Source organism: Mesorhizobium sp. B3-2-1 (assembly GCF_006439515.1).
Taxonomy (GTDB): Bacteria; Pseudomonadota; Alphaproteobacteria; order Rhizobiales; family Rhizobiaceae; genus Mesorhizobium.
This window is the reverse complement of sequence record NZ_VFTI01000001.1, coordinates 184,272-207,225: the sequence shown is the minus strand read 5'-3', so window position 1 is coordinate 207,225 and position 22,954 is coordinate 184,272. Positions and strand designations below refer to the sequence as shown.

Here is a 22,954-nt window from a genome sequence, read left to right as displayed (position 1 = left end):
TCCCCGGCAGGACCCTCTCAGGCTTCGAGCCAGAGGTGTTCGGCCATTGCGTAGCCCATCATGCCACCAAGCGGGTTCGCCTCCAAACCCTTCACCTTGCTGGATAGGGCATCGACGTTGGAAATGTAGGCCGGGATGATGGTGCCCGCCTCCTCGGAGACCATGGCCTGCATCTGGTTGTAGATTTCCTTGCGCTTGGCCTGGTCGAGCGAGCCGCGCGCCTCGATCAGCAGCTTGTCGAACTTCGGGGACTTGTACTGGCTCTCGTTCCAGGGCGCGTTGGAGGCATAAAGGAGCGAGAACAGGATGTCCGGTGTCGGGCGCGGATTGATATTGCCGAAATGGACCGGCGCTTTGAGCCAGTAATTGTCCCAGTAGCCGTCTGCCGGGACGCGCTGCACGTCGAGCTTCATGCCGATGTCGGCGCCGGCGGCCTGGATGATGACAGCCATGTCGATCGACGAGGTCGCGGCGTCGGACGCGACCACCGGGATTGACTGGCCGAGCAGGCCCGCCTTCTGGAAGTGGAACTTCGCCTTGTCGGGGTCGAAAGCCTTCGGCTTAAGGTCGGCATTGTGGAAGATGTTCGCCGGCGAGACAGGCTGGTCGTTGCCGATTTCACCGAGGCCGCGCAGTGCCGATTTGACGATCTGCTCGCGGTTGACGAGATACTTCATGCCGGCCACGAAGTCGGCCTTGTTGCCCGGGTCCATGTCGAGCCGGATGTTGAGATCCGTATAGTTGCCCGAAGTCGTCTTCGAGAGTTCAAAGCCCGGCTGGCCCCCGATGAGCTTCATGGCGCGCGGATTGATCGAGGCCGCGAAATTGATGTCACCGGAAAGCAGGGCGTTGACGCGGGCACTGTCGTCGCTGATGGCGATGAACTCGAAGGAGTCCAGATAGGGCTTGCCCGACTTCCAGTAGTTCTTGTTCTTGGTGACGACGGACCGCACGCCCGGTTCGAACGTCTGCAGCACGAAGGCGCCGGTGCCGTTGCCCTTGGAGAAGTCGGTGGTGCCGTCGGCGACGATCATGAAGTGATGCAGCGAAAGGATGGTCGGAAGGTCGGCGTTCGGGTCGGCGAGCGTGATCTCGACGGTCGATTTGTCGACCGCCTTGAAGCCGGTCATCTGCGCGGCGATCTTGGCGACCTTGGAGCCGACCGCTTTGTCGAGATGGCGCTTCAGCGAGAAGACGACGTCGTCGGCGGTGAGGTCCTTGCCGTCGTGAAAGGTAACGCCCTTGCGTAGCTTCACGGTCCAGGTCTTGGCGTCCTTGCTGTCGAAACTCTCGGCCAGTTCCATCTGCGTGACGCCGTCCTTGTCGAGGAAGGTGAGGCGGTTGTAGAGCGAGCAGCAGCGGACATAGTCGGTGGAGAGCGACGCCTTTGCCGGGTCGAGCGTATCGGCGGTCGAGGACGACCAGCCGGCCGCCTTCAAATTTCCGCCGGAAACAGGCGTGGCGGCGACGGCTTGGGTCGCTCGTCCGAGCACCAAGCTGCCCGCGGCAACCGCGGCGCCGCCGGCCAGCAGCATCTTGAGGAGTTCGCGGCGGCTCGCGCCCCGCCGAATGGCGCTTTCGACCATGGCATCGTCTGCGCTGGTCCAGTTGGTGATCTTGTCGGTCATGTCATTCCCCTTTCTGTTGATTTCTCGGTCCGGATGCCCGTCTTGCCGCGCGCTTTCCGGCCTGGCTTAGGTTCGTTCCTTCAGGCTTTCCCGCACGGCCGCCGCCAGGGCTGCCATCGAGGTGAAGTGGTGGTCCGGCACGGTGAAGCGCTCAGGCTCGATCGTGCCGCCATAGCCCTTCTGCGCATGCCGGCGCTCGATCCAGCAATTGGTCATGCCAAGCGCCCGGGATATGCCGATGTCGTGGTGCTGGCTTTGCGCGACGTGCAGGATCTCGTCCTTGCTGTCGCCATGGGCCGCCACGAAGTCGAAGACCTTCTGGAAAAAGGCCGGGTCCGGTTTCTCGGTGCCTGTATCGTCTGCCGTGAAGGTGGCGAAAAAGGGCAGGCCCAGCTGCTTTTCGAAATGGTCGAGCGCCCAGCGCCGTGCATTGGTCATGGCAATCAGTCTGTGCGACTTCGCAAGGTCGGCCATTGCCGCCGCGCTGTCGGGGAAGCCTTTCCAGAGCTTGGCAGAATCCCGCAGCCGGATGCCGTATTTCTCCTCGGCCGGCAGGCCGAGCTGCGGCGCGATGACCCCGTAGACACGAACGAGATCTTCGGGAAACAGGCCTGCATCGGGCATGTAGCGGGCCTGCCGGTAAAGGGCCAGCGCCTCTTCGCCGTCGATCGAGACGCCGGCCTCGGCGGCAATGCCAGCCAGGCAGGTCGTAATGCCGCCTTCAAAGTCGATCAGCGTGCCGACCACATCGAAGGTCATGTATTTGAATTTGCTAAAGCCCCTGGCCAAGACTGGCTCTCCTCTGCGCTGCCGAAATGCATGTGCTGAACAGAACAAAATTCCGTGCTGCCCGGGGCGTCGGCCGTTTCCGAAGGCCCGGGAAATCGGGCTTTCTGGCCTTGTCTTAGCTGCAGTCTGGCACTTCCCTCGCGCTGGATTTGCCGAAAAGGCGCAAGTGCGCGGCACAAAATTGCGAAATCGTCTGCCCCGGCGATATTTCGAAACCCGACATATTTCGCTGCCCCTCATGCCAGAGCTTGGCGGACATCGGGATCGTCCAGCGTCTGGTCCAGCGTTCGGCGCGTGCGGTCGATGATCGCATCGATATCGCTGTCGGTACAGCACAGCGGCGGCGCGTAGCCGAGGACTCCATGCGCGAAGGCGCGGATGATCAGGCCATTGTCCCACGCCCTGTCGAAGACCCGCCGCGCCGGCATGGCCGAGGCCGGAAGCGGCGTCTTCTTCTGCTTGTCGGTCACCAACTCTACCGCGGCAAGCATGCCGCGACCGCGCACCTCGCCGACGAGCGGATGATCGCTCAGGCCGGCCAATCCCGCCATCAGGCGTGCGCCGGCCTTGATGCCGTTCTCCAAAAGTCCATTCTCATAGAGCTTCAACACTTCGAGCGCGACGGCGGCGCTGACGGGATGGGCGGAGTAGGTGTAGCCGTGACCGACCGCCGAAGCGCCCGCGCCATCGGCGATCACGTCGTAGACATGGTCGGCCATGAACACCGCGCCCATCGGAACGTAGCCCGAGGTCAGGCCCTTGGCCGTCGTCATGAGATCGGGAATGATGTCCTCTTCCGTGCAGGCGAACAGTGGTCCCGTGCGGCCGAACCCGGTGATCACCTCGTCGGCGATGAACAGGATGCCGTACGCCCGGCAAAGTTCGCGGATCGCCTTGATCCAGCCTTTCGGGGGGACGATGACACCGCCCGAGCCCTGGATCGGCTCGGCATAGAAGGCGGCGACCCGCTCCAGCCCAATCTCCTCGATCTTGGCCTTCAACGCGGCGAGCGAAGCTGCGATGATCGCGTTCCCGTCTTCGCCGGCCGGGTTTCGATAGGGATAGGGGGACGGAATCTTGTGCTGCCATTCAAAAGGGATGCCGAAGCCGGCGTGAAAAGCGGGCAGCGCGGTCAGGCCGGCACCGACCACCGACGATCCGTGATAGCCCTGCTCGATCGAAATGAACTGGTCGCGCTGCGGCTCGCCCTTGGCGTTCCAGTAGTAGCGGACGAAACGGATCGTGCTGTCGACCGCGTCCGATCCGCCGAGCGTGAAATAGACGTGATTGAGATCTCCAGGCGCACGCTCGGCCAGCTCTGAGGCGAGGCGGATGGCCGGTTCCGAGCCGAGATCGAAATAGGCGGTAGCGTAGGGAAGCTCGCGCATCTGCCGTGCCGCCGCCTCGACGATGCTGTCATGACCGTAGCCTGCGTTGACGCACCACAATCCTGCGAAACCGTCGACGAGCTGCTTGCCGGACGCATCGGTCACGGTCGCACCCTTTGCCGACTTCAGCACACGCACGCCAAGCGCCTCGTGGCCGCGGTATGACGAAACCGGATGAATGAGATGGGCGCGGTCGAGTTCGATCAGGGAATTGGCGAGCATTGATACCTCCAGCTAGAGCATGATGCCGAAAAGTGTGAAGCGGTTTTCGGACGACATCATGCCCTATCCCTTTGATTTAGAGCCGGATTCAGACTTCGGATCGACTCGATCCGAAATCATCCGGCTCTAGCCGAGCGCCTGGTTGGCGAGTGCGTAAACTTTTGGCCGCGCCTGTGCCGCGTCCGGCCTGGACGGACGGTCCATGGTCACGCCGCCGCCGACATGTGCGAGGCCGATTTCCGTGAGCCAATCGGCGATGCCGCTCCTGCTGTCGGTATCCACGCGCAGGAAGGCACCGGGGCGCGACGCGGCGAAAAAGCTGATCAGGCCCTTGGCGTCCTCGACACTTCCGGCGATCACGGGGCCGATCACCTCGCCGCGTCCAAATGGGCGGATCGCCGCATAGGCCTCGATGGCGCCATTGCGGCGGACGACGGCGAATTCCCCGCGCTCGGCAAGCGCATCGATCAGAGCTTTGCGGTCCGCGCCATAGGCGTCGCGGTCCATCGCCTTGATTTCCGCCAGGTCGACAGTGGCCGCGGCCTCCACCCCGGCAGGCGCATCGAGTTCCGCGACATGGCCCTGATGCTGCACGACCGTGCCGGAGGGCACAAAGCCCAGTCTCTCGTAGAGAGGCATGCCATCCCGCGTCGCGACAAGTCGCAGCGGACGATCTTCGGCAAGGGCGAAGGCCTGTTCCATCAGCCGGCGACCGAGCCCTTTGCCTCGCACATTCCTGTCGACAATCACCATGTTGATCATCGCGCATTCATCGCCATAGGGTGTGACCAGGATGGTCCCGGTGACCTGGCCGTGGTCGCCGAGCGCGACCGCGCCGCTGGAGAGTTGCAACGCCATCTGCCAGTCCTGCGGACGATGCGGCCAGTTCTCCTGACGCGAAAGCGCCACCGCGCCCTCGATATGGTCCGGCCCGAACGCTCGGAGTTCGATCTCTTCCTGCGGCATGAGGCATCCTTCCGTCTGCCGTAAGTCTCGACCATCGGCGCGCCGCAGATCGTCTGAAGGCGCTGGCTTCGGCGACATCTTTCGCCGTAGCGTAAGCGGTGCGCCGCATCTTGTGCTGGCGCCGCCCGTGGCGGATGCGTTTCAGGTCGAGGAAGGCAGGCCCATTGACCGTCGGGATGCTACAGCGTGCCAAACCAGCAGGCGGATACGAAACTTTCTGCTTTCGGGAAGGCTATTTCGGTCAGGTGGCTCGCCGCCTGCCAGCCTATGATGAAATACGTCCCAACGCGGAAGTGCTTCCACCGGAGATCGACGGACATGGCTTCTTTCAGGCCCAAATATATCACCTTCGACTGCTATGGCACGTTGACCTTCTTCCAGATGGCGGAAGCGGCGCGCGATCTCTATGGCAGCCGGCTCGACGAGCCGCGCATGCAGGAGTTCATCAAGAACTTCGCGGCGTACCGGCTCGACGAGATCCTGGGCGACTGGAAGCCCTATGCCGACGTCGTCCACAACGCGCTCGAGCGCACCTGCAAGCGCAATGGCGTTGCCTTCAGCCCCGATGACGCCAGGCTGGTCTATGAGCGTGTGCCGACCTGGGGGCCTCACGCGGATGTCCCGGCCGGCTTGGCAAAGGTCGCAAAGGAAATTCCGCTGGTCATCCTGTCCAACGCCATGAATGCGCAGATCATGTCCAACGTCGAGAAGCTCGGCGCGCCCTTCCATGCCGTCTATACGGCCGAGCAGGCGCAGGCCTACAAGCCCCGCTTCAAGGCCTTCGAATACATGTTCGATAGGCTGGGCTGCGGCCCGGAGGACATTCTTCACTGCTCGTCCTCGTTCCGCTACGACCTGATGTCGGCGCACGATCTCGGCATCAAGAACAAGGTCTGGGTCAATCGCGGTCACGAACCGGCCAACCCCTATTACGGCTATGTCGAGATATCGGACATTTCGGGCCTTCCAGGCGTGGTCGGTCTCTAAAACAGGCGGATTGCCGATGAAGCTGGTCTCCTACTGGCACGACACAGCCCCCGTATTTTCCGGCGCGACGCAAGGCCCGGTCGAGGGGCACTACGATGCCGCCATCATCGGCGGCGGCTTCACCGGTCTCGCCGCCGGGCTCCAATTGGCGAAGGCCGGCGCCAAGGTGGCGGTGCTGGAAGCGGAGCGCGTGGGCTGGGGGGCATCCGGGCGCAATGGCGGGCATCTGAACAACGGGCTTGCCCATAGCTACCTCTCGGCCAAGGCGGAGCTCGGCAAGGACCGCGCCATCGCGCTCTACCGGGCGCTGGACGACTCCGTCGATACCATCGAGGCGCTGATCGCCGAGGAGGGCATCGATTGCAATTTCCGCCGCGCCGGCAAGCTCAAGCTCGCCTCCAAGCCGCAGCATTTTGCATCGATCGCCCGTAACTTCGAAGCCCTCCATGCCGAGGTGGATCCGGACACGGCGCTGCTGTCGGTAGACGATCTGAAATCCGAAATCGGTTCGCCTTTCCATGGCGCGATGCTGTCGAAGAAGAGCGCCATGATGCATATGGGCCGCTATGTGGCCGGGCTGGCCACGACGGCTGCCCGTCACGGCGCAATTATCCATGAGAACGCGGCGGTGACGGATCGCAAGCAGGTGGGAAAAAGGCATGAGTTGACCACGTCGCGCGGCCGCATCAGCGCCGACAATGTGCTGGTGGCGACCGGCGCCTATACCACGCCTGACTTCGGCTATTTCCGCCGCAGGATCATCTCCGTCGGCAGCTTCATCATCGCCACGCGGCCGTTGAGCGACACGGAGATCGCCGCGATCATGCCGGGCAACCGCACTTGCGTGACCTCGATGAACATCGGCAACTACTTCCGGCTTTCGCCCGACAATCGCCTGATCTTCGGCGGCCGCGCACGCTTCTCGGCGACATCGGACCAGCGCTCCGACGCCAGGAGCGGCCAGATATTGCAGGCAAGCCTGGCCACGATCTTCCCGCAACTCGCCAGGGTCGAGATCGACTATTGCTGGGGCGGGCTGGTCGACATGACCAAGGACCGCTTTCCGCGGGCCGGCTACCATGACGGGGTGTGGTACGCGATGGGCTATTCCGGCCACGGCGCGCAGCTTTCCACCCATCTCGGCATGGTCATGGCCGATGCCATGCTTGGCCGCGACGACCGCAATCCGCTGAAAGGACTCGAGTGGCCGGCCATCCCGGGCTATTCGGGCAAGCCTTGGTTCCTGCCGATGGTCGGCCTCTACTACAAGGCGCTCGACCGGATTCAATGATCTCCTGTCCGGGCGGGGCCGGGCTTTAGCCAAATTGCCTCAGCTGAGCCCGCCCATGTGGAAGCTTTTCATCTCGAGATATTCCTCGATGCCCGCCTGCGCGCCTTCGCGCCCGAGGCCGGACTGCTTGACGCCGCCGAAGGGCGCCACCTCCATCGAGACCGAGCCGGTGTTCAAGCCCACCATGCCGAACTCCAGCGCTTCGCCGACGCGCCAGGCGCGTTTCAAATTTTCGGTGTAGAAGTAAGAGGCAAGCCCGTAGGGCGTGCCGTTGGCCAGCGCGATCGCTTCCTCTTCCGTCTCGAAGCGGAAAAGCGGTGCGACCGGGCCGAAGGTCTCCTCGTCGGCAAGCTGCATCTCGTTCGTGGCGCCGGTCAGCACCAGCGGCGCGACATATTGCAGGCCCTCCGGCAAAGCCGGCTTCTGCGTGATGATCTCGGCACCCTTGGCGAGCGCGTCCTCGACGTGGCGGTTGATCTTCTCGACCGCCGCCATGTTGATCATCGGCCCGATCGCGATGCCGGGCTGCGTACCGGGCCCCACCGTCATGGCGTTGACACGGGCGGTGAGCTTCGCGGCGAAGGTTTCATAGACGCCGGCCTGGACAAGGATGCGGTTGGCGCAGACGCAGGTCTGGCCGCCATTGCGGAATTTCGAGACGAGTGCGCCCTCGACGGCGAGATCGAGATCGGCGTCGTCGAAAACGATGAAGGGTGCGTTGCCGCCGAGTTCTAGACTCAAGCGCTTCACGCTGTCGGCCGCGCCGCGCATGAGCAGCGAACCGACCCGCGTCGAGCCGGTGAAGGAGATCTTGCGAACCGTCTCGTTCGCCATGATCTCGTTGCCGATCTCGGCCGGCATGCCGGTGACGATGTTGATGACGCCGGCGGGTATGCCGGCCCGTTCGGCGAGCACGCCGAGCGCCAGCGCCGAATAGGGCGTGAACTCGGACGGCTTGATCACCACCGTGCAGCCGGCGGCCAGCGCCGGCGCGACCTTGCGGGTGATCATCGCGTTGGGAAAGTTCCACGGCGTGATGATGCCGCAAACGCCGACCGGCTCCTTCAGCACGATGATGCGGCGGTCTGATGTGGGCGAGGGGATGGTGTAGCCGTTGATGCGGCGCGCTTCCTCGGCAAACCATTTGACGAAGGATGCGCCGTAGCGGATCTCGCCCTTGGCCTCGTCCAGGGGCTTGCCTTGTTCCGTCGTGAGGATCAGCGCCAGATCGTCAAGATGCGCCAGCATCAGGCCATGCCATGCTTCCAGGAGCGTCGCGCGTTCGGCGTTGGTCTTCTTCCTCCAGTCCCGATAGGCGGAAGCCGCGGCCTCTATCGCCGCACGGGTCTCCGCACCGGCCATGTCGGGCACCGTGCCGATCGCCGACTGGGTCGCCGGGTCGAGCACATCGACCGTTTTGCCGGAGCCGGCAGCGACCCACTTACCGTCGATCAGGCCGGCTTCGCGGAAGAGACTTTTGTCTTTCAGGCTTTTCATCGAAAACGACCTTGCAATCAGGAGAGTGCTGTCACGACGGCGGCCGCGATGGTCTCCGTTCTGTCTTTGCCAGTAGTGGTGCCAATGCCGCGCGCGGTTGTCGCTTCGATGGCTTTCATGATGCGGCCAGCGGCGGCTGTTTCGCCGAGATGTTCCAGCATCATCGCGCCGGACCATATGGTGGCGATCGGGTTGGCGATGCCCAGATGCGCGATGTCGGGCGCGGAGCCGTGCACCGGCTCGAACATGGACGGCGCCGAGCGGTCGGGGTTGATGTTGGCGGAGGCGGCGTAGCCGAGCCCGCCCTGGATCGCCGCGCCGATGTCGGTGAGGATATCGCCGAACAGGTTGGATGCGACGACCACGTCGAGGCTCTCCGGCGCCATGATCATGCGCGCGGCCAGCGCGTCGACATGATAGCTGGTCACAACGACGTCAGAGTACTCCGCAGCCAGCTTTCGCGTGATCTCGTCCCAGAACACCATCGAGTATTTCTGGGCGTTGGACTTGGTGACGGAGGCCAGCTTGCCGCGCCGTGTCCGCGCCTGCTCGAAACCGAAGCGCAGGATGCGCTCGACGCCGGCGCGGGTGAAGATCGAGGTCTCCACGGCGACCTCGTCCAGAGTGCCTTGATGCACACGCCCGCCGGCGCCCGAATACTCGCCTTCCGTGTTCTCACGAATGCACAAAATGTCGAAGCTCTCGGCCCGCAGCGGCCCCGTCACACCCGGCAGCAGGCGGTGCGGCCGGATGTTGGCATATTGCACGAATGCCTTGCGGATCGGCAGCAGCAGGCCGTGAAGCGAGACGGAATCTGGCACCTCCATCGGCCAGCCGACCGCGCCGAGCAAGATGGCGTCAAAGCCGCGCAAGGTTTCGATGCCGTCCTCCGGCATCATACGGCCAGTGTCTTTGTAGAACTTGCAGGACCAGGGGAAATCGGTCCCGGCCAGGGCAAAGCCTGCGTGCCTGGCCGCCGTATCCAGCACAGACCAGGCGGCGCCGGTCACATCGCGGCCGATGCCGTCACCGGGGATCAGGGCGATCGAATAGGACTTCATCGGCATCTCTCTAGAGGCTGATCAGGACGCTCTTGGTCCTGCGATTGGCGAGATAGGCCTCGCGGCCGAGGTCCTTGCCGATGCCGGAGCGCTTGTAGCCGCCGGTCGGCAGGATATGGTCGCGCGAGCGGCTGTAACGGTTGACCCAGACGGTGCCCGCCTCGAGCTTGCGCGCGAAGCGGATGGTGCGGGACAGGTCGGAGGTGAACAGGCCGGAAGCCAGCCCGTAGGTCGGATGGCTGGACAGCGCCAGCGCCTCTTCCTCGCTCTCGAAGGTCTGGACGGTCAGGACTGGGCCGAAGATTTCCTCGACGATGGCAGGATTGGTCTGGTCGACACCTCCAATCAGCGTCGGCTCGTAGAAATAGCCGGCGTGGTCCATGGCATTGCCGCCGGTCAGGCATTCGCCGCCTGCCTCGACCGCTGCCCGCACGATGCCGTCGATACGCGCCCGCTGTCGTTCGGAGATGATGGGGGAGTACTGCGTCGTCGCATCCCAGGTCGGGCCGGGCCGCACCGCCTTCATCTTTCCCAGGATAGCGGCCGTCAGCCTTTCGGCGACGCTTTTCTCGACGATAAGGCGCGTGCCGGCCACGCAGGCCTGGCCGGCGTTGAACGTGACGCTGCCGGCAATTGCGATGGCCGCCTTGTCGAGATCGGCATCGGCAAAGACGAGCTGCGGGCTCTTGCCACCGAGTTCCAGCGTCAACGGCTTGACGCCGGTGCGGGCGACATTCTCCATGATGGCCGATCCGGCGCGGGTCGAGCCGGTGAAGGAGACCTTGGCGATGTCGGGATGACCGGTCAGCGCCGTGCCGGTCGTCGGACCATCGCCCAGGACCACGTTGACGAGCCCAGCCGGCAGGCCAGCCCTGACAGCGAGCTGCGCGATGTAGACGGTCGAGAACGGCGTCATCTCGGAGGGCTTCAGCACAACCGCGTTGCCCGCCGCCAATGCCGGACCGAGCTTCCACCCGGCCATCGACAGGGGAAAATTCCAGGGCGTGATCGCGCCGACCACGCCATAGGACTCGCTCATGATCATGCCGAGACTGCCGTCGTCGGTCGGCGCCAAGTCGCCGCCTTCCTTGTCGGCGAATTCGGCAAAGAAACGGATCTGCTCGGCGGTAATGGCGATGTCGCCGGCGACAAGCTGGCCGACGGGTCGGGTCGAGCACAGCGCCTCGATCCTGGCCAGCGTTGCCGCTTCCGCTTCGATCAGATCGGCCCAGGCCTGGAGTGCCTTGGTGCGCTCACGCGGCCGGACGCCGCCCCAGTTGCTGGCCTTCAGTGCCGCCTTGGCGCTCTCCACCGCACGGTCGACCATGTCTATGCCGGCCACGGGACAGGCAACATAGGATTTGCCGTCCGACGGGCGGCGCATCTCGATCCCGCCCCCAGCCGAGATCAACTCCCCGCCGATGAAATGGCCGACGGGAAGGGGGATCGTATCGGGATCGAAGCTCAGGCTCATCGACAACCACTCTGCGGCATCGGCAGGAGCCTAGCGCGTGCCGGCACGCAGCATGCGCTGTTCGGCGTTCCGCCACCGACGAATGTTGTGTGCTGGGTCCGGGGGACGGCAAAATCTTCCGCGCGGGCCTCGCTCGGATCCTGTCATCCCACGGTCACGTAGATCTTGCGCACCGTTTCGATCGTTTTCCAAATACCGGTGAAGCCAGGCTTCATCACGAAGCTGTCGCCGGCGCGGTAGGTCATCGTCGCGCCGGCATCGGGCGTGATTTCGATTACGCCGGAGAGGATGTGGCAGAACTCGAATGTCTCCCCCTTGATCGAGCGCGTTTCGCCTGGGGTCGCTTCCCAGACGCCTGTATGGACGAGGTCGTTCTTGGCGACGTCCTGCGCCCAGGTCTTGAAGGCAGGGTCGCCGGCAATCAGCCGCTCAGGCAGCGCCTTGGATTCACGTGGCGAAAAGCTTGGGTTGGTATCGACGGTTTTGAGCAGCGACATGAGGATGGCCTTCTAGTTGGACTTCAATAACCGCGCGACCGGTCGACGAGCCCGATCGGCTCGACACCGGCGCGGTGGCGCCTGATGTTGTCGATGACGGCGCGTGCGGCGGTCACGGGCTGGGTGACGCTGGCGACATGCGGGGTGAGGATGATCTTTGGATGCGACCAGAACGGATGGTCCGCAGGCAGGGGTTCAGGATCGGTCACGTCGATCATCGCCGCTGAAAGGCGGTCGCGGTCGAGTGCGGTGACAAGCGCGGCGTGGTCGAGCTGCGGCCCCCGACCTGTGTGAATGAGCGCCGCGCCTTCGGGCAGTTTCGCGAACAGGTCGGCATCGAGGAAGCTGCGGGTGTCCTCGGTCAGCGGCAGCAGGCAGATCAATATGTCGCTGGCCATGAGCATCCTCTCCAGCCCGATCTCGCCGTGATGGCAGGTCACGCCTTCGATCTGCCGCGGCGAGCGGCTCCAGCCGGCGAGGGGAAACCCGAAGGGCTTCAGCCGGTCAAGGACGGCCTGGCCGAGCTGCCCAAGGCCGAGCACGCCGATCCGGCGCGATCCGGCCTGGAGTTGCAGGACGTCACGCCATTCGCCGGCGCGCTGCTGCGCCAGATAGGCCGGCAGGTTGCGGTGCAGGGCAAGTACGGCCAGCGTTACATACTCCTGCATCATGCGCACGATGCCCTCCTCGACCATGCGCACGATCTTCACCTTCCCAGGCACCGCCTCGAGGCGAAACTGGTCGACACCAGCGCCGATTGAAAACAGGACTTCCAGGTTCCTGTAGCGGGCGAGGTTCTCCGGCACCGTCCAGGTGATCAGGTAACGCACGGTGTCGGGATCGACTGTCCCAGCATCAATCGCGAAGGGGATGTCCGGCAATTCTTTGGCGAAAGCGTCGGCGAAGACCGCGCCGCGCCGCGCATCGGAATTGAACAGGAATGTCATTTCCGGTTCCCCTTCAGGCCGTGCAACGGACACCCAGCGCTTCGATCATCCGCTGGCAGGCGGCGAGTTCACCGGCGAGAATGAATTCGTCCGGCTTGTGGGCGCGGGCAATGTCGCCCGGGCCGCAGATGATCGCGTCGAAGCCGGCAGCCTGGTAGAGCCCGGCCTCCGTGCCGTAGCTGACGGCGGCAAGCGGCGCTTCGCCGGTCAACTCGCCCAGCAGTGCCGCCAGGCTCGCGTCTTGCGGCAGCGATAGCGCCGGATAGGCGCTCATTGGCGCCCACTCTATCCGAAAGCCTCCGGCCGCGAGTGCTTCGGCCCGCGCCTTGACCGGCGCGAGCAGGCTGGCAGGGTCGACACCGGGTATGGCACGCGCCTCGAGGTCCAGCGTGCAGCTGTCGGAGATGATGTTGACAGACCGTCCGCCCGCGATCACGCCGGCCTGCAGCGAAGAATAGGCTGGCTCGAAGACAGGGTTGAAAGGACCATGCGTCAGCTGCTCGGCTTCACTCACGGCAGCGGCGAGCACTTCGGACATCGCATGGATGGCGTTGAGCCCGAGATCGGGCCGGGAGGAATGGCCCGAGCGCCCCTTGATAATCACGCGGGCGGCCGCCTTGCCCTTGTGGCCACGCACGGCGCGCATGCCGCTCGGCTCGCCGACGATCACGCCGAGCGGCTTTGCGCAAAGGTCGGGAAGCCGGGCGATGAGATGCGGCACACCGCGGCACCCAATCTCCTCGTCGTAGGAGAAGGCGAGGTGGATCGGCCTGGCAAGGCGCAGGCCCGCCATATGAGATACAGCCGCGAGCGCCGCGGCAAGAAACCCCTTCATGTCCGTGGTGCCGCGTCCGTAAAGGCGTTCGCCGTCCGGGCGCAGCGTGAAAGGAGCAGAGGTCCATTGCGGCTCGCCAGCGGGAACGACGTCCATGTGGCCGGACAAGATGTAGCCCGGGACGTCGATGGGGCCGATCGTTGCGAAAAGATTGGAGCGGTCGCCTTCCGGTCCTGGGAGCAGGGTTACCTTCGCTCCTTTTTCCGCGAGATAGGCCTCGATCCAGCCAACGATGTCATCGTTTGGCTTGCCGGCGACCGATGGAAAGGCGACGAGGCGGTCGAGGATATCGAAGACGTCCATTCCTGCCCTCAAACATTTGGGTGCGCCGATTGGTGCCGTCGACCATAAGCTGCAACAATTCGAAAGAGGATGTGCGGCTTCTTTCGCGATTGCGTGCCGAAAGCGGAAGTGTTTCAGTTGAATCTTGCGTTGATGTGCGGCTTTCTAGCAAATCGTATCGATGGTTTGTTTTAGCGTTGGCAGGAGCATGGGTGGCCTGTGTGTCACTCGTTACGCGGTCTTTCAGAGGCATGGAATTGAAGCCGTCCGGAAGCTTGAAAATCGATGCCTTCTCGATGCGGATCGGCGATATCGAAGGCGTCGAACTCGACCGGTTGCACGCGCACTCTCTATCCGTGGGATGGCCGCATCGCGCCGAGGACTGGCAATTCCTGCGCGAATCGGGACGGGGGTTCGTTGCGCTCGACGAGATCGGCCGGGTGCTCGGCTCGGCCATGTGGTTCCCGCATGGCGACGATTTCGCGACCGTTGGGATGGTCATCACCTCGCCGCGGCTGCAGACGCTGGGAGCCGGCCAGTGGCTGATGAAGCGAGTCTTCGACAACGTGGTCGGGCGCAACTTGCGCCTCAATGCGACCCGGGCGGCAAAGCGGCTCTATCTTTCGCTCGACTTCAAGCCGGAGAAGACCGTCTATCACTGCCATGGGATTGCCCGCGCCGCCACGGCGGCTGGAATAGACAGGGAGTGTGGCGAGGTGCGTCGGCTGGTGGCCGAGCACTTGCCGGCGATCATCGCGCTCGATGCGGTCGGTTTCGGGGTGCATAGAGCGGCACTTGTCGAAAAGCTGTTCGAACAATCTGTTGGCTACGGGCTCTTCGACGAGGGGGCGCTCAAGGCCTTCGCTCTCTGCCGGCCCTTCGGCCGCGGCCATGTCATCGGTCCGGTCCTAGCGGAGCGAGATACCGATGCCATCGCCGTGGTCCGGCCGCACATCGCCGATCATTCGGGCAGTTTCCTCCGGGTGGACACGCATATGGGAAGCGGCGAATTCGCCGCCTTTCTGGCGCACAGCGGAATGCCGGTCTTCGACACCGTACTGACCATGTCGATGGGCAAACGCCTCGTCGATTTTGCGGTCGACGGTGCGGCTACACCGGTAACTTATGCTCTGGCCAGTCAAACTCTCGGATAGGTCAGCCGAGGATGCGGGCCGTCGCGGCTGCCTAAGCTGACGGTATTTTTGCAGGCGGCGTCGGGGCGCAGCCAAACGTTCCGAGGTCTGGAAATCAACCGACCGTCTCCGATAGTTGGTGAAACCCCTAAATTTTTTGCGACGATTTTCTCTTTAAAATCAGAAGCGTAACTTTTTGACGGTCTTCATGTCGGCATTCGCTCGGCGTTGTAGCGGGCTCCAGGAAAGTGCTGCTCAGCGATAGACATCGATAGTCGTCGAACGACGCATTTGCTGAAACAACCGCAGTTCAACTGGAATGCGAAGTGCGCAAGGCTTTGTGTGGCAGATATTTGTCCAGTCCCCAGAGCAATAGTCCGAACACCAAGTGCGGCACGAACGACGCCGGAATAAGTTTCGGACCGACATTGAATCCTGCAAGCCCCCACCCTACGAACGGGAAGAAGACCACAAGGATCACCAGCCAAAGTGCTCCGGCGAGCGCCAATGCCGTCGTGAGATCGCGCCGCGAAAAATAGCGTACGAAGATCACCGCCCAGAATGTCACGTAGGCGGCGTGGAACAGCAAGCCTACCGGCAACGGCAGCGACCGGCCCAACAAGGTCTCCGCGAAAGCCAGCGAAGGTGGTTTTGGAAAAGGCGATGCGCCGGCAGCTGTCAGTGCAAGCATCACGATGGCTGTAATCACCGCAATGACCACGCCGATGCCGATGGCTCTCCGCCATGAGCGGCCATTGGCGTTAGTGTTTGTCATCGACTTCCTCCTTCGAGTGTCAAATATCGCTCGGCGGCTATCGCGCGATAAGCGCAGCGACAACGATCGGCTCGATGGCCGGCCAGGGCTTCGTGCGGTTTCATTCTCGTTCCCTCTCCTGGCGATCGGTTCTAGCCAGAACATAAGGCCTCAAGTAGCTTGAGGTTCAAGTCCTTTCGAACAAGGAGCCGACGTCATGAAAATAGGCGAACTCGCGCAGCGAACCCGCACGAACGCGCCCACTATCCGCTACTATGAGGAGATCGGGCTGCTACCTGTTCCGGCACGGCGTGCCGGCGGCCAACGGACCTACGACGAGCCCGACCGCAGACGGCTGGCTTTCGTCCGGCAATGTCGCGAGTTCGGATTTCCAATCGAACAGGTCCGCTCGCTGGTCAAGCTGACGGAGGATAGTGACCGGTCGTGCATGGAGGCGCGCTCCATCGCGCAGGTTCATCTCGGCGCGGTACGCGAGAAGGTCGTGGAATTGAAAGGACTGGAACGCACCTTGGCCGATTTCATCGAACGCTGCGATGCAATCTGCTGCGGAGGCCCAGGACCGGACTGCGTGATCCTCAAGGACATGGCGGAGCCGGTGTCCGGCGACGCGCCCCTTACAGGTCGAAGGAAGCGCCGGTGATCAAAACCGCGATTGTCTATCTCGCCGCCGCGTTCTTCGAGATCGCCGGCTGTTTCAGCTTCTGGACGTGGGTTCGCGAAGGGAGGGCGGGTGGTGGCTCGCGCCTGGTGTTACGTCGCTGGCACTGTTTGCATGGCTGTTGACACAGACCGACACCGCCGCTGCCGGGCGAGGCTAGACGCTTAGGCGACGAAGCGGATCACGCCGCCATCCACGCGCAGAGCCGCGCCAGTGGTTGCGGAGGCCTGCTCCGAGCACACATAGACGATCATGTTGGCGACCTCGTCGGTGGTCGCGAAACGCTGGATGAGGGTGGTCGGACGCATAGTCCTCAAGAAGCCTTGTTCGGCTTCCTCTTGCATGGTTCCGTTTGCCTCAGCCTGCTTCGCCATAAAGTCACCCAGGATCTCAGACCGGGTAGGTCCCGGCAGGACGGCGTTGACGGTGACACCCGTGCCCGCGACCGCCTCGGCAAGACCGCGCGAGATCGCGAGTTGCGCGGTCTTGGTCATGCCGTAGTCGAGCATCTCCTTGGGAATGTTGACCGCGGACTCGCTGCTCACGAACACGACGCGGCCCCAGCCCTTCGCCACCATGCGCGGCACGTAGTGACGCGTCATGCGCACGCCGCTCATCACGTTCAGCTGGAACAGGCCAAGCCAGTCCTCGTCGGGGATCTTCGCGATGTCCTCGACGCCGTTGTAGTCCCGGATGTGAGCCGTACCCACATTGTTCACGAGGATATCGGCGTCGGGCGCCTGCGCGAAGAATGTGTCGGCGCCCTCCGCGGTCGACAGATCGGCGGCGACGCCGGAGATCTCGCTGTCCGGGAAAGACTGGCGCATCTGCCGCACCGCCTCGTCGACCCGGGCATTCCCACGGCCATTAATGACGACCGACGCCCCGGCGCGAGCTAAACCCTCCGCGGTGGCGCGGCCGATGCCTGCCGTCGACCCGGTGACGATCGCCGTCCGGCCCTTGAGTTTGATATTCATGTCATTCATCTCCTGTTGTTGTTGTGAGCGGCTAAGGCGATCGATGCGCTGAAGCGCATCGTTCCCCTCGACCGAGAGCCTTGAAACCTGGCCCGTGCGGCCCAGGCTTCAGGACAAATGCACTAACCTGCCTTTTTCGCGACATCCGCCTCCGCCGCGCGGGCGAGGCTTTCGACCCATTTCTGGTGATAGCGGTAGAGCGCACCGGGATGCTTGCGTCCGAGTTCCTCGAGGAACCGGGGGCCTTGCTGTGTCTCCTCGGTCAGCACATGACAACCATCGCTCGTGGGAGTGATGACCCAGCCGTGGTACGCGCTCGAGCCGGTCTCGTCGCCATCGACGGTCGTCGCCCATGCAAGCCTGCGGAAGGGCTAGCATTCCGTCACGACCAGACTCATCGGGAATCCGACCGTCACCCGGCTGTATTTGGCTCCGAGCGCAAGTTCCGGCTCACCGGTCAGGATCTTGACCTGATCCTCGGCAGGAAAGTAGCTCGACCAGTTCTCGGCGTGGGCCAGCAGCCTCCATACCACTTGAGGGGGCGCCTTCGCGTCGATGTCATTGAGCGCATAGATGGCCGGCGTTTTGGGATCGTACTTCTCGGGCCAAATCACACGGTCGTACATCGATTACTGCTCCTTCTTGAACAAATCCTGGAAGATGAGCTGGCCCCAAACGCGGCCGCGTGCGTGCACCAGCGCGCCACCCTCGTTGAGCTTTCCCAGCTTGACGGGTGCGAACCCGAGTTGTTTGGCCAAGGCCGCCACGGGAACGATCGCGTCCTCGTCGTCGCTCGACAGAAAGACGACCCGGTGCCCGCCTTCGACGATCGGATCGGCAGCCAAAGTGGCCGCAATCAGGTGATTGAAGCCTTTCACGAACTTGGCGCCGGTGAACGCCTTCGCGACGAAGGCGGAGGACGGGAGACCGTCCAACTCCTCAGGGGGGACTAACGCGTTCATCGCGTCGATGACCGTCTTGCCTTTCCAACTCGGCAGGGCCTTCGCAACCTCGCGATGCTCGCCGAACGGGACCGCCAAGATGATCGTGTCGGCCTCGAGCGCGTCCCGCAGCGACTTGGCGACGACCGTGGGTCCAATCGCCCCAGCCTGCGGCGCCAACGCCTCGGGCGGCCGGCGGCTCGCGACGGCCACCTCGATGTTTTTACGGGCGAAGGCGTGGGCGAGGGCCTGGCCAATCTTACCGAATCCTACAATCGCATAGCTCATGATACTTCTCCGATCCATGTTGATATTGGTTCCCCGGCTCTCAACGGCACCGGGTTGTCTGTTCCCGCCGATCAGCCGCTTCCCGCGATCCGGCGCGATTTCAGATCGCCGAGAATCCTCCGTCGACAGACAACTCCAGCCCATTCACGAAGCTCGAATCGTCTGAAGCCAAAAACAGCGCGGCCGCCGCAATTTCCTCGGGACGCCCCATCCTTCCCCGCGGGATCAGGGATTCGAACATCCGCTTCGCCTCCTCGGTGAGAACTTGGTCCTGCATCGGTGTGGCGATCGGCCCCGGGTGCAGCACGTTCACCCGGATATTTCTGCTCTTCAGTTCGTTGAGCCACCCGCGTGCGAATGCGTGCAACGCCGCCTTGCTCGCCGCATACACGCTGTAACCAGGAAAACCTTTCAGCGAAGCCACTGATCCGGTCATGAAGATCGATCCGCCATCGTTGAACAGCGGCAACGCCTTCTGAACCGTGAACAGCGTGCCGCGCGTATTCAGGCCGAAGGTCGCATCGAAATGCTGCTCGGTAATCTCGCCCAGTGGGACGGCTTCGCCCGTGCCGGCGCTCGCATACAGGACGTCGATCTTGCCTTTTTCCCGCTTGACCGTGTCGAACAGGCGGTCGAGGTCGTCGAGATTGGCGGCATCGCCGCGCACGCCGGTCACGTTCCGGCCAATCAGCCTGATGGCCTCGTCCAGCGCCTCCTGCCTCCGGCCCGTGATGAAAACGTAGGCGCCTTCTTCGACGAACCGCTTGGCGCTCGCCAGCGCCATGCCGCTCGATCCGCCCGTGACGACTGCAACTTTACCGTCTAGCTTTCCCATGACTTCCCCTTTTGTGATGTCGGACAGCATCTGCCTCCGAGAACCTCGAAATGGGTCCGCCGGCGTCAGTTGTTGAGTGCGGAAGCGCGCACATCGGTGGTGCAAAATCGATCCGGCTGGGCGACTGACGCCGGCCGCGACGATCGGTATCAGTCGTTCGGAATTGGGTCGCGCTCGTCGATCTAAGCTATGATGGCGGCCGTACTGCTGTACGATGCGTTCGATACGGACTTTGGAAAGCGCACCACGCGGTGCGGGATTGCACCATGATCGACTGGGATGACATTCGCCACTTTCTTGCCGTCTCGCGTGGAGGCTCGGTGCGGGCCGCCGCCGAGCGCCTCGGTGTGAACCACTCGACCGTGCTGCGACGCGTCGCCCAACTTGAGGAACGCCTCGGGGCGCAGATGTTCGAAAAGCTGCCTTCGGGCTACCGCCTGACGGCTGCGGGCGAGGAGGTCCTCGAGTTCGCGGACCAAATGGAAGCGTCGTCGCACTTGCTGGAGACGCGCGTCTTCGGGCGCGACGAGAGCGTGCGCGGGCTTCTGCGGGTGACGCTGGCACCGCCCCTCGCGACACACCTGCTGATGCCGGATTTCGCCGATTTCGCGCGTCTGCATCCGGACATCGAGATGGAAATCCTGTCGGCCGGCGAACTGGCAAATCTGACCAATCGAGAGGCCGACGTGGCGATCCGCGTCGTCTACGACCGCAAAACCCTGCCGCTCAATCTTCACGGCCTGAAAGGACCGGAGCTGCTCGGCGGCGTCTACATGTCCCGCGATCTACTGGCTGCGTGGCGAGCGGGGGCGCGGGACCCCATCCGGTGGATCGTCATAAGCATTCATGGAATTCCGGATTGGGCCCGCGAGGGTGAGGTTCGCACCACGGGGGTTCCGTTCAGGACCACGGACAGCGCGGCGCAGATCGTTGCGGTACGGCAAGGGCTCGGGATCACGACGCTGCCGTGCTTCGTCGGAGATGCCGACCCCCTGCTGGCGAGGGTGCCGGGCACCGACCTGCATATGTATGGAACGCTCTGGCTTCTCACGCAGGGGGAGACACGCAAGACAAAGCGCGTGCGGCTCCTCACGGAGTTCGTATCCCGCAGGCTCGCCGCATACGCTCCACTTCTCGCGGGGCTGTCCATAGCGCGGGACTAGACGGTGAGGGTCATGAAATCCGTCGCGACAAGGCTGTTCGCAAATGTCCGGACGGCTTCCGCGAGAATTTCTTCGTCGCGATAGCGGCCGGAGATGTGGGTAAGAACGAGCTGCTTTACATCGCTGGTCGCTGCGAGCGAAGCTGCCTCCGCAGCTGTCAGATGTCCGTAGTCGCGCGCCATCGTTGCATCTCGTTCCAGGAATGTGGCTTCGATGACCAGCAGGTCGGCGCCGCTCACCTGGTCGGCCAATCCATCGATGGTTTCGACGTCGCCTACAATGATCAGTTTCTTGCCAGCTTCGGGTGGTCCGAGGACGGCTTCGGGTGCAATCATTCTGCCGTCGGGGAGAGAAATCGAGCGGCCTTCGGCCAGGTCCTTCCGGATCGGACCGGCTGGCACGCCCAGAGCCACCAAGCGGTCCGGGCGGAGGTGACGACGCGCCGGCGTCTCGAAGATGAAGCCGTAGCTGTCGGTGTCGCGATGGCGAACTTGAAAGCAGTCGACCGTGAACTCATCCACCTCGAACACGCGTCCGGGAACAAGCGGCACGAGTTGCAGCGGGATCGGCGCGCGTCCCTCACCCCAAAGGCCAGCGAGCATGCGGGCGACGACGTCGAGAGTGTCGGCGCTGCCATGAATGGTCACAAGGTCCTCGCTCTGCCGGAGCCGAAGCGTCGAGAACAAGCCTGGAATCCCGAGCACATGGTCGAAATGCGCGTGCGTGAGGAGCATGCGATCAAGTCGCCTGAATCCGGCGCCGCTGCTCAGAAGCTGACGCTGGGTGCCTTCCCCGCAATCGACCAGCACCCGTTGACTGCCGGCTTCAATGAGCAGCGCCGGGTGGTTGCGCTCGGCCGAGGGCACGCTGGCCGAGGTGCCAAGGAAGACAAGCCTGAAGGTCATGCGAGCAGTCTACCTCACGGGCAACGAGACCTCAAAGCGGGCGAAAGAGCGGTCCTGGATAGATTTCGCGAACCGGCTTGGCGCAACGGTTGTCGGCGAACTTGCTGGCCGAGATCGCCGGTGGGAAGGACGTCGCCTTACTTGCTACCATGCCTCGCTGGCTGCCTCGTTCCAAAGAATGAGCGTGAGTGAATTCGGCACCGAGGGTCGCATATCGCGCCGGACCATAGGCAGTGAGATCCGAGCCGCCCGCTCCTTCATGATCAAAGGTGATGACGTGAAGCCGGTCATCGCCCGCGGCCTCGATCTGCACCGGGATCAGTATGATCAATCGCTATCGCGCGCAATTAGCTCCAGCGGCCAGACCTCGCGCATGATGCGCGGGCCCTCCGCGCCGGCGAAGGCAGGAAGCGACGCCAGCAGCATTTCGGCGAGCCGCCGTCCCATCGGCTGCAGCGCCGGGCGGAAAGCAGTCAGCGCCGGCGAGAAATAGCGGCAGAGCGGCGTGTCGACGATGACGGTCACCGCCATGTCGTGACCCGGCTTGATGCCCATCTCGGCCAGCGCCTTGCAGCCGCCAAGCGCCATGGCGTCATTGTTGAAGATGATGGCGGTCGGCGGGTCCTTGCAGCGCATCACCCGCGGTGTCACTTCGTAGCCCCCGGCCTCGTTGATGAAGCCGTCGGCGATCAGACCGGGATCGACGGCGATGCCATGCCTGCGCAAGGCCTTGCGATAGCCGTCGACGAACAGATAGCCGAAATTGAGATCGAGCGATGGGCGGATGGCGGCGATGCGGCGATGGCCGCGCGCCACCAGCCGGTCGACCGCGTCGGCGCCTGCTTTTTCGAAATCGAGATCGAGCGAGGGATAGGTCTTGTCGCCGGAACGGCTGCGACCGAGCGTGGCGAAGGGGAAGCCGGCCTGGGTGAGATAGTCGATGCGTTCGTCCTCGCGCCGCGTCCAGGCCAGCACCACCGCGTCGGCACGACGCGTCTCGACGACACGCCGCAGGCGCTCCTGCTGATAGTCGCCCGGCGCGCCCATCACCACGATCAGGTCAAGCCCGCTTTCGGCGAGCCGGCCTTGCAACCCAGTCAGGAACGGAATGAAGAACGGCTCGCCATATTCCTGGTCGCCCGGATGCGGCTGCAGCATGAAGGCGATCGAACGAGTGGCGCCTTGCCTGAGACTGCGGCCGGACTGGTTCGGCGAATAGTTGAGAGCCCTGGCCGCCTCGAGCACGCGCTGGCGCGTGTCGGCATTGACGTCGGCGCGACCGTTCAGCGCCCGCGATACCGTGCCGATCGAAATGTTCAGGTGACGGGCAAGGTCGTGAATGCTGGACGCCAAGTGACTGTTTCTCCCCATGCTTGGCTAGCACCGGTGGCCGCCCGGGCCAAGGCGCAACGACG

26 protein-coding genes are annotated in these 22,954 nt (G+C 63.5%); 6 read left to right on the top strand and 20 right to left on the bottom strand.

Going from position 1 to position 22,954, the window contains the following annotated elements:
• Nucleotides 1-17: 17 nt before the first annotated feature.
• The 5 genes from FJW08_RS01030 to FJW08_RS32270 all read right to left on the bottom strand — a co-directional run bounded on the left by FJW08_RS01030 (nt 18) and on the right by FJW08_RS32270 (nt 5,313).
• Nucleotides 18-1,628, bottom strand: coding sequence for an ABC transporter substrate-binding protein (locus FJW08_RS01030; RefSeq protein WP_140756937.1), 1,611 nt, complete (start codon nt 1,626-1,628; stop codon nt 18-20).
• A gap of 66 nt (nt 1,629-1,694) precedes the next feature.
• Nucleotides 1,695-2,417 carry an HAD-IA family hydrolase gene (locus FJW08_RS01025; RefSeq protein WP_140808198.1) on the bottom strand — a complete coding sequence of 241 codons (723 nt, stop codon included), beginning with the start codon at nt 2,415-2,417 and terminating at the stop codon, nt 1,695-1,697.
• A 236-nt stretch (nt 2,418-2,653) separates the two neighbouring features.
• Nucleotides 2,654-4,027, bottom strand: a complete 1,374-nt coding sequence (locus FJW08_RS01020; protein ID WP_140808196.1) for an aspartate aminotransferase family protein — start codon at nt 4,025-4,027, stop codon at nt 2,654-2,656.
• A 126-nt stretch (nt 4,028-4,153) separates the two neighbouring features.
• A complete protein-coding gene (locus tag FJW08_RS01015; RefSeq protein WP_140808194.1) occupies nt 4,154-4,993 on the bottom strand; it encodes a GNAT family N-acetyltransferase in 840 nt (279 codons plus the stop codon).
• 179 nt (nt 4,994-5,172) lie between these two features.
• On the bottom strand, nt 5,173-5,313 hold the full coding sequence (locus FJW08_RS32270; protein ID WP_181178383.1) for a hypothetical protein: 141 nt from the start codon (nt 5,311-5,313) through the stop codon (nt 5,173-5,175).
• Here FJW08_RS32270 and FJW08_RS01010 point away from each other — a divergent pair.
• Nucleotides 5,312-5,980, top strand: a complete 669-nt coding sequence (locus tag FJW08_RS01010; RefSeq protein ID WP_140808192.1) for a haloacid dehalogenase type II — start codon at nt 5,312-5,314, stop codon at nt 5,978-5,980. The two genes, FJW08_RS32270 and FJW08_RS01010, sit on opposite strands and share 2 nt — an antisense overlap.
• Before the next feature lie 16 nt (nt 5,981-5,996).
• The gene (locus FJW08_RS01005; protein WP_140808190.1) at nt 5,997-7,271 is read left to right on the top strand and encodes an FAD-binding oxidoreductase; all 1,275 of its coding nucleotides are present in this window, start codon (nt 5,997-5,999) and stop codon (nt 7,269-7,271) included.
• Nucleotides 7,272-7,310: 39 nt separating this feature from the next.
• Here FJW08_RS01005 and FJW08_RS01000 read toward each other — a convergent pair whose 3' ends face one another.
• From FJW08_RS01000 to argE, 6 genes are all read right to left on the bottom strand, one after another.
• The gene (locus tag FJW08_RS01000) at nt 7,311-8,768 is read right to left on the bottom strand and encodes an NAD-dependent succinate-semialdehyde dehydrogenase (RefSeq protein ID WP_140808188.1); all 1,458 of its coding nucleotides are present in this window, start codon (nt 8,766-8,768) and stop codon (nt 7,311-7,313) included.
• Nucleotides 8,769-8,785: 17 nt separating this feature from the next.
• Entirely contained in the window at nt 8,786-9,829 is a 1,044-nt protein-coding gene (locus tag FJW08_RS00995; protein WP_140808186.1) for a tartrate dehydrogenase, read from the bottom strand.
• Nucleotides 9,830-9,839: 10 nt separating this feature from the next.
• Nucleotides 9,840-11,303, bottom strand: a complete 1,464-nt coding sequence (locus FJW08_RS00990; RefSeq protein ID WP_140808184.1) for an aldehyde dehydrogenase — start codon at nt 11,301-11,303, stop codon at nt 9,840-9,842.
• Between the two features lie 143 nt (nt 11,304-11,446).
• On the bottom strand, nt 11,447-11,800 hold the full coding sequence (locus FJW08_RS00985; protein WP_140808182.1) for a cupin domain-containing protein: 354 nt from the start codon (nt 11,798-11,800) through the stop codon (nt 11,447-11,449).
• Between the two features lie 23 nt (nt 11,801-11,823).
• On the bottom strand, nt 11,824-12,747 hold the full coding sequence (locus FJW08_RS00980) for a glyoxylate/hydroxypyruvate reductase A (protein WP_140808180.1): 924 nt from the start codon (nt 12,745-12,747) through the stop codon (nt 11,824-11,826).
• A gap of 13 nt (nt 12,748-12,760) precedes the next feature.
• Nucleotides 12,761-13,885: an acetylornithine deacetylase gene (gene argE / locus FJW08_RS00975; protein ID WP_140808178.1), complete on the bottom strand. Its 1,125-nt coding sequence runs from the start codon at nt 13,883-13,885 to the stop codon at nt 12,761-12,763.
• A gap of 230 nt (nt 13,886-14,115) precedes the next feature.
• Between argE and FJW08_RS00970 the strand changes: the two genes are divergently transcribed.
• Entirely contained in the window at nt 14,116-15,018 is a 903-nt protein-coding gene (locus tag FJW08_RS00970; RefSeq protein ID WP_140808396.1) for a GNAT family N-acetyltransferase, read from the top strand.
• A 289-nt stretch (nt 15,019-15,307) separates the two neighbouring features.
• On the opposite strand, the gene FJW08_RS00965 is transcribed toward FJW08_RS00970, so the two are convergent.
• Nucleotides 15,308-15,835, bottom strand: coding sequence for a hypothetical protein (locus FJW08_RS00965; RefSeq protein ID WP_224615221.1), 528 nt, complete (start codon nt 15,833-15,835; stop codon nt 15,308-15,310).
• A 133-nt stretch (nt 15,836-15,968) separates the two neighbouring features.
• On the opposite strand from FJW08_RS00965, the gene FJW08_RS00960 reads away from it, so the two are divergent.
• Nucleotides 15,969-16,412, top strand: coding sequence for a helix-turn-helix domain-containing protein (locus tag FJW08_RS00960; protein WP_140756963.1), 444 nt, complete (start codon nt 15,969-15,971; stop codon nt 16,410-16,412).
• A complete protein-coding gene (locus FJW08_RS00955) occupies nt 16,409-16,555 on the top strand; it encodes a hypothetical protein (protein ID WP_181182802.1) in 147 nt (48 codons plus the stop codon). The genes FJW08_RS00960 and FJW08_RS00955 overlap by 4 nt, the downstream gene beginning before the upstream one ends.
• 39 nt (nt 16,556-16,594) lie before the next feature.
• Here FJW08_RS00955 and FJW08_RS00950 read toward each other — a convergent pair whose 3' ends face one another.
• From FJW08_RS00950 to FJW08_RS00935, 5 genes are all read right to left on the bottom strand, one after another.
• Nucleotides 16,595-17,407 (bottom strand): SDR family oxidoreductase, encoded by an 813-nt coding sequence (locus tag FJW08_RS00950; RefSeq protein WP_140808176.1) that lies wholly within the window; start codon nt 17,405-17,407, stop codon nt 16,595-16,597.
• Between the two features lie 122 nt (nt 17,408-17,529).
• The gene (locus FJW08_RS32805; protein WP_224589905.1) at nt 17,530-17,676 is read right to left on the bottom strand and encodes a hypothetical protein; all 147 of its coding nucleotides are present in this window, start codon (nt 17,674-17,676) and stop codon (nt 17,530-17,532) included.
• Nucleotides 17,677-17,778: 102 nt separating this feature from the next.
• Complete coding sequence (locus tag FJW08_RS32800; protein WP_224589904.1) at nt 17,779-18,033, bottom strand: SRPBCC family protein; 255 nt, start codon at nt 18,031-18,033, stop codon at nt 17,779-17,781.
• A gap of 3 nt (nt 18,034-18,036) precedes the next feature.
• On the bottom strand, nt 18,037-18,636 hold the full coding sequence (locus FJW08_RS00940) for an NAD(P)-binding domain-containing protein (protein WP_140808175.1): 600 nt from the start codon (nt 18,634-18,636) through the stop codon (nt 18,037-18,039).
• Nucleotides 18,637-18,736: 100 nt separating this feature from the next.
• Entirely contained in the window at nt 18,737-19,471 is a 735-nt protein-coding gene (locus tag FJW08_RS00935; RefSeq protein WP_140808392.1) for an SDR family oxidoreductase, read from the bottom strand.
• Between the two features lie 266 nt (nt 19,472-19,737).
• Between FJW08_RS00935 and FJW08_RS00930 the strand changes: the two genes are divergently transcribed.
• Nucleotides 19,738-20,634 carry a LysR family transcriptional regulator gene (locus FJW08_RS00930; RefSeq protein WP_140808173.1) on the top strand — a complete coding sequence of 299 codons (897 nt, stop codon included), beginning with the start codon at nt 19,738-19,740 and terminating at the stop codon, nt 20,632-20,634.
• Here FJW08_RS00930 and FJW08_RS00925 read toward each other — a convergent pair.
• Genes FJW08_RS00925 through FJW08_RS00915 form a run of 3 tightly spaced genes read right to left on the bottom strand, consistent with a single transcriptional unit; the run spans nt 20,631 to nt 22,892 of the window.
• Nucleotides 20,631-21,539: an MBL fold metallo-hydrolase gene (locus tag FJW08_RS00925; RefSeq protein WP_140808171.1), complete on the bottom strand. Its 909-nt coding sequence runs from the start codon at nt 21,537-21,539 to the stop codon at nt 20,631-20,633. The two genes, FJW08_RS00930 and FJW08_RS00925, sit on opposite strands and share 4 nt — an antisense overlap.
• Before the next feature lie 31 nt (nt 21,540-21,570).
• Nucleotides 21,571-21,870 (bottom strand): hypothetical protein, encoded by a 300-nt coding sequence (locus tag FJW08_RS00920; protein WP_140808170.1) that lies wholly within the window; start codon nt 21,868-21,870, stop codon nt 21,571-21,573.
• A complete protein-coding gene (locus FJW08_RS00915; protein WP_140756975.1) occupies nt 21,867-22,892 on the bottom strand; it encodes a LacI family DNA-binding transcriptional regulator in 1,026 nt (341 codons plus the stop codon). Before FJW08_RS00915 ends, FJW08_RS00920 begins: the two co-directional genes overlap by 4 nt.
• Nucleotides 22,893-22,954 lie beyond the last annotated feature (62 nt).